Annotated in this window: 2 protein-coding genes and 1 pseudogene; all 3 read left to right on the top strand. The window is 43.0% G+C overall.

The window, feature by feature from the left end; translation table 11 throughout:
- Nucleotides 1–702 (top strand): annotated as a pseudogene (locus V6C93_RS36110) (hypothetical protein); the annotation flags it as partial.
- Nucleotides 703–816: 114 nt separating this feature from the next.
- Nucleotides 817–1,506, top strand: a complete 690-nt coding sequence (locus tag V6C93_RS36105) for a tetratricopeptide repeat protein (protein WP_333481521.1) — start codon at nt 817–819, stop codon at nt 1,504–1,506.
- A gap of 193 nt (nt 1,507–1,699) precedes the next feature.
- Nucleotides 1,700–2,022, top strand: a 323-nt coding sequence (locus V6C93_RS36100) for a serpin family protein (protein ID WP_333481520.1), incomplete at its 3' end; no start/stop codon positions are given.

Genomic DNA, 2,022 nt, shown 5'->3' with positions numbered 1-2,022 from the left:
AAGAGCCTTTTTGTTCAACTCTCATCAGGTGCAAGTCGTTTACTAAATCCCAATAATCCAACCCCAGCACAAAAAGTTGCTGAAGTCATTACTGAGGATTTTCAGAAAGAATTTGCTAAACGGGTACTCATACCGCAAACGTCCCAACTCAGACTAGAACGCATAACCCAACAAACTGTTAAGCACTACCTGGATGAGTTGAAGGGGAACATCAACAGTATTCCAGTACGTTACAACCTACCCCAAGCAGACTGGGAGCGCTATCTCAATGAGATTGCCATCACCATTAATGATACTGAAGGTAAAATCTCGAATCTTTCTTTGAAGGTGTTGGCTGGTGGAGGTGGCTATCTAGCTCTCAAGCCTTTAGTTGCTCCGCTTGTCTTAAAAGTTGGTAGTAAGGTTGTTACTAAACTGGCTAGTAAGGCTGGCGCGAAAGTTGCTACAAAGACGGGTGCAGTTCTGGCTGGGAAGTTAGGGGCAGCGGTTTTAGATTGTACGGTTGGCGTAGGCATCATTCTTTGGGATGTCTGGGACACTAATCACACAGCTCATGTGGAAAAGCCAATTTTGCATGACAATCTTGCGGCTTACTTGCAAGAAGTAAAATTTTCCCTTCTCGACAACCGTGAAAACGGAATTATGACAGTAATTGACCAAATCCAAAACAAAATTGTGCCAAATCTCAATAAATTTATGTAATTAAGGTATTGATGGGGAGATACCCGATTAACCCCCTCATAGCGAATAACGACACTATGGATCGAAAAAGAATCCTCAAGAATGCTTGAAGTTAACCAAGTAATTGAATCGCTTATGTCTAAAGTTAAGCAGGTAATTCAAGGGATTGAGCGCTGGGCTAATCTGATTATGCTTATCATCACTGTGATTGGCCTGATTTATACTATGCTTTCCTTTTACTATGGCTCAGTCAACGTTACGAATTTCGATGGCTCAGTCAAAGTCACCAATTTTGAAGAGGCTAACCTCTGTAACGGATTTCTAGTTAACGATCCGTTATCTCACCTGCTGACAAACACTAGCCTAAGCAACAAGGAAAAAGATTATCTGGAAAGCAAAATAAACTGCTATCGAGATGCAATTCAGAATAACCGCAACCATGCAGAGGCATACACGAATATAGGCGAAGCTGAGCGACGCTTGGGTAATATGGAAGCTGCTCTTAAAGCTCATCATAAAGCTTTGGAGTTAAAACCAGACTTGCCAGAAGCAAAAATAGGGTTGGCACTGATAGAGCAAGGCAGGGGAAAAAAGGTGGCTGCTAACCAAGCGATTCAAGGAGTGTTAGCTGTACATCCTAGGAATGCGATCGCTCATTTTTACCAAGGTACGATTCTTTATGCTCAAAACCAGTTGAAGGACGCAGCAGTAGCGTGGCAAAAGGCGAAAGAGTTAGATCCAAATCTGCCTAAGCCTGTCAGAACGTGGAAATTGCCTAATATAAAGCATGTGCTAGGCTGGCAAAAGAACGAGCCAAGTGTTTAGCCTAATTGCTCAGAAATTCTTTCTTACCGCGTTATAATTCCTTACTTACCTCTACTCCTCCGGATTGAGGAAAAAATAAAAGAAACAGGATTAAACTAACTAGAGTAGTTGCCAAAACTGTAACCACTGGAACACCTCTCACTGAAACAGGTCATCTTAAAAGAGGAAATGCATCAGCAAGTGAGGTAGTGAGATGAATCGGGAAATACTCAATCGAGTGGGTGCTATTGTGGCAGCAGGGATTGTTCTCTCAGGGCTAGTGGGAGGGTTGATGGCGCAGAAAATCGACGCCCTTGACTCCCTGCATAACTCCCAAAAACCTGAAAATTCACGTTTAATGGCACAAGCGCCCAATCGACCCGTGGATTCAAAGCTTGTTGATGCGAATACAAAATTTGGTTTCAAGCTGTTCCAAGAAGTACTCAAACAGGACAGCAACAAGAATGTCTTTGTCTCGCCTACCAGTATAGCGATCGCACTTTCCATGACTTACAACGGGGCTAGTGGCGAAACGCA

Origin of the sequence: Allocoleopsis sp., assembly GCF_036703385.1 — a bacterium.
In the GTDB taxonomy this organism is placed as follows: domain Bacteria; phylum Cyanobacteriota; class Cyanobacteriia; order Cyanobacteriales; family Coleofasciculaceae; genus Allocoleopsis.
This window is presented reverse-complemented; position numbering and strand designations above follow the sequence as displayed.

Coding starts and splice junctions, on each gene's coding strand:
- V6C93_RS36105 (WP_333481521.1), top strand. CDS start 817: ATGTCTAAAGTTAAGCAGGTAATTCAAGGGATTGAGCGCTGGGCTAAT.